Annotated in this window: 3 protein-coding genes; 1 reads left to right on the top strand and 2 read right to left on the bottom strand. The window is 40.2% G+C overall.

Annotation, left to right across the window (positions count from 1 at the left end; genetic code table 11):
- A partial coding sequence (locus CALSC_RS22715) for a type IV pilin protein (protein ID WP_143288343.1) occupies positions 1–314 on the bottom strand: 314 nt, incomplete at its 3' end.
- 401 nt (positions 315–715) lie between these two features.
- Here CALSC_RS22715 and trxB point away from each other — a divergent pair.
- Positions 716–2,077, top strand: a complete 1,362-nt coding sequence (gene trxB / locus CALSC_RS22710) for a thioredoxin-disulfide reductase (RefSeq protein ID WP_088243517.1) — start codon at positions 716–718, stop codon at positions 2,075–2,077.
- 304 nt (positions 2,078–2,381) lie between these two features.
- Here the strand turns inward: trxB and CALSC_RS22705 are convergent, their stop codons facing one another.
- Positions 2,382–2,804, bottom strand: a complete 423-nt coding sequence (locus tag CALSC_RS22705; RefSeq protein WP_088243518.1) for a tellurite resistance TerB family protein — start codon at positions 2,802–2,804, stop codon at positions 2,382–2,384.
- Positions 2,805–2,891 lie beyond the last annotated feature (87 nt).

The following is a 2,891-nucleotide window of genomic DNA, read 5'->3' as shown; positions in this document are numbered from 1 at the left end:
TTACTAATGTTAATGATGTAATCATAATTGTTGGTTTGGTTGCTCAGACCAAGTTCCAGAGAATCGATAGAGTTAGTAAAGCTAAAATTTTCTAGATAATATAATTGTTGAGCCCGGTTCATAGTGGAGATATAAGTTTTAGCTTCCACCTGTTTGGCTTTACTCGCTTGGTTGAGTACGGATGGTAAAGCAATGGCTGATATAATACCAATCGTCATCATCACTATGAGTAATTCTATGATGGTAAATCCGTGATCATCGCTTTGTTGTTGCTGGAGAATAGGTAAAAATTTCTGTCTCAACTCGCTATTCATGGTGTTTATCGAGATTTGAAGAATCCAAGAAGTTACGGGAGCTATTTACATAGAGTAAATTATTAAATAATTCAGCCAGATTCATAGTTGTAATTAATATCAGTATGCCCACATATCTATGATGTCTATCCCATTTATCTGTCATACTCCTGAATTGTGAAAATTTGCTGGCTAGATTGGGGCTGGTTTTGCTTTTTTAACCGAATTAAGCGATCGCTGTTGATATCTAAGCAGGGTTAGGGAGGATCTAACCTTTGTGCATCTAACTTCAGATACCCCATTCATTTTACCAACGACAACGGCGCAAGCTTTCTTAACTATTATCCTTAAAGAAGTTGGGCATTTAGCCATATTTGTTATGCTATATTAAGCGTAGTCATTATGAGTATGAATAAGTATTTATGACCAATCCTAAAATAGAAAACCTAGTAATTATCGGTTCTGGCCCTGCGGGTTTTACAGCAGCAATTTATGCAGGGCGGGCAAATTTAAAACCTGTGGTATTTGAAGGGTTTCAAGCCGGGGGTTTACCTGGTGGACAGTTGATGACGACAACTGAAGTGGAGAACTTTCCTGGCTTTCCGGAAGGGATTACAGGACCAAAATTAATGGATAGGATGAAGGCGCAGGCGGAACGTTGGGGGGCGGAGTTATATACTGAGGATGTGATTGAAGTCGATTTCAGTCAGCGTCCGTTTACTGTACGTTCCGATGAACGGGAATTTAAGGCTCATAGCGTTATCATCGCTACGGGGGCGACGGCTAGGCGTTTGGGTTTACCTAGTGAGAAGCAGTTTTGGAGTCGAGGAATTTCTGCTTGTGCTATTTGCGATGGAGCTACACCAATTTTTCGCGGAGAAGAGTTGACTGTAATTGGTGGTGGTGATTCGGCGGCGGAAGAGGCGGTGTACCTGACGAAGTATGGTTCTAAGGTGAATTTATTAGTACGCGGGGAAAAAATGCGTGCTTCTAAAGCAATGCAAGATCGAGTTTTGAGTAATCCGAAAATTCAGGTGCATTGGAATACGGAAGCAGTGGATGTGTTTGGTAATGATTGGATGGAGGGTTTAAAAATCCGTAATCGTCAAACAGAGGAGGAAGGAAAAGTTTCATCTAAGGGTTTATTCTATGCCATTGGTCACACTCCCAATACATCCTTATTTAAGGGACAAATAGAACTGGATGAAGTGGGTTATATTGTTACCCAGGCTGATTCCGTCAAAACCAGTGTGGAAGGAGTATTTGCTGCGGGGGATGTGCAGGATCATGAATATCGCCAAGCTGTGACTGCTGCTGGTACTGGTTGTATGGCGGCGTTGTTGGCTGAACGCTGGTTATCGGGCAATAATTTGATTCAGGAATTCCACCAACACTCAGAATCAGAAGCCTCAAAAAAGACTGCAACCCCCATTGAAGGCAACAATTCCTTGGAATTTAATTTGCAAACAACACGGCATCATGGGGGTTATGCTTTAAGGAAATTATTCCATGACAGCGATCGCTTAGTGGTGGTTAAATATGTTTCTCCTGGTTGTGGTCCTTGTCATACCTTGAAACCCATATTAAATAAAGTCTTGGATGAGTTTGAAGACAAAATCCACTTTGTAGAAATTGATATCGATCAAGACAAGGATATTGCGGAAAATGCCAGGGTTACAGGAACTCCAACGGTGCAATTATTTAAGGATAAGGAACTTTTACAGGAGTTCAAAGGGGTGAAGCAAAAGAGTCAGTACCGTCAGATGATTGCTAGTAATCTTTGATGCTTGACCGAAAATAATGGGATACAAGCCCCGTCCTTCAAGGATGACTTTTCTAAAGATTCTGGTAGAATCAAAGGAAGTCGTCATAGGGCATTGGGAGACTATAAACATTCTCAGTGAAAACTGATCAACCAAAAACGCCCCCCATTTCCAGGAGGGGTTTTTGATTATTTTAGAGAAGCGATTGATTCACCACCACCCCTCAGAAGGTGACAATCAGCTTGAAATGGAGACAGGGTTTGGAGGTTGGGTGTTAGGTGATGGGGAAATTATTCTTTTCATATTGCAATCTGTGAATAACCTCTCAATTTTGCACTTCAACCCAACGACGATACATTTTTTGAATTTTTTTGAGTATACCCTTTAAAATTGGTTGGGTTGATTCCTTCTCGGCTGACAAGTCTTGCAATTTAGTGAGTAGCTTCGCTTCTTCAATTGCTACCTCTCCATCACTATAAATCAAGCCACTGATAGCTTGAATCAATTTTTGGTAATCTTCGTGACTAGGACTTGCTCCTAAATACTCATTGACCCAAAGATAACATTCTGCTGGTTTTACTTCCCGCAATTCATAAAGCCAAGGTTTTATATCTGGCTCGTTGGCTACACATTGTTCTTCAGCTATTTTGCGTAAATATTGTCTTTCTTCTGGCTGAATTTTGCCATCAATCCAAGCTGCTCCAATGAGGATTTTGATTAAGTTTTTCACATTCGAGTTATTAACCATTTTTTTGTCCTTTTTTATACTTTGTATTTGATTTTTGAGAATTTCTATTAATCGCAAATGATTAAACACTCATTTTAAGAATCACAT

This window comes from Calothrix rhizosoleniae SC01 (assembly GCF_900185595.1).
Lineage (GTDB): Bacteria > Cyanobacteriota > Cyanobacteriia > Cyanobacteriales > Nostocaceae > Calothrix_A > Calothrix_A rhizosoleniae.
This window is presented reverse-complemented; position numbering and strand designations above follow the sequence as displayed.